Here is a 727-nt window from a genome sequence, read left to right as displayed (position 1 = left end):
CAATCGAAAGCATAGAGACCAAAAACACGTGTACATTCATCCAACTTGAACGAGCCAACCTGTTTTGCATTCACTAAACCCCTTTGGTTCGATGTAGTTACTCAGTGACAAAGTCACCGACTAATTGAGCTGTCAGCGCAACGTCACCTTCCATATGGAAGTGATGCCCGCCGTCTACTTGATGCTGCGTTAACGTTTTTATATACGCAAGCCGCTTCTTAATAGCTTCATATTGCTTGAAATAACCATCCGTTCCAACAAGCAATAGCACAGGACATTCGATGCCTCCCATTATTGCCTCAACCTGCGCTTCAGAAAATCGCAAAAGTGATGGCTCTAACAGCCTTGGATCAGATGACCACGTCCAACCACCTTCCACCTCTATCGTGCCCCGCTCTACAAGAAGTCTTGATGCAGGCATAGAAATCTTACCGACCCCTGCCGTTCGCGCGCGGGCAGCCACTTCTTTAGTAGGATAAACATTAAGCTTTGAGTTTCTCAACGAGGATGCACGCTTCACCGCTCTTTTGAGTTGCGGCAACACATTTTCAATTTCATCAGTCAGCGGCCCTAAGCTATCTAGCAACACCAAATGCTTAACTCGTTCGGGCACTGAAGCAGCAACTAAGGTCGCGATAATGCCACCCATGGAATGACCAACGATATCGAAATCACTTCCTTCAGAAATACTATCAACAAACGCCAAGACATCGATCGTATTATCAAC

The 727-nt window shown here is 46.2% G+C and carries 1 protein-coding gene; it reads right to left on the bottom strand.

Annotated features, from left to right (window positions below):
* Nucleotides 1–97 precede the first annotated feature (97 nt).
* Nucleotides 98–727: alpha/beta fold hydrolase (locus tag A3738_RS01530; protein ID WP_068763305.1), on the bottom strand; the 630-nt coding region annotated here is incomplete at its 5' end.

The organism is Oleiphilus sp. HI0066 (assembly GCF_001635725.1).
Note: the sequence above shows the minus strand (reverse complement) of the source record. Positions and strands in the feature narration are given on the sequence as shown.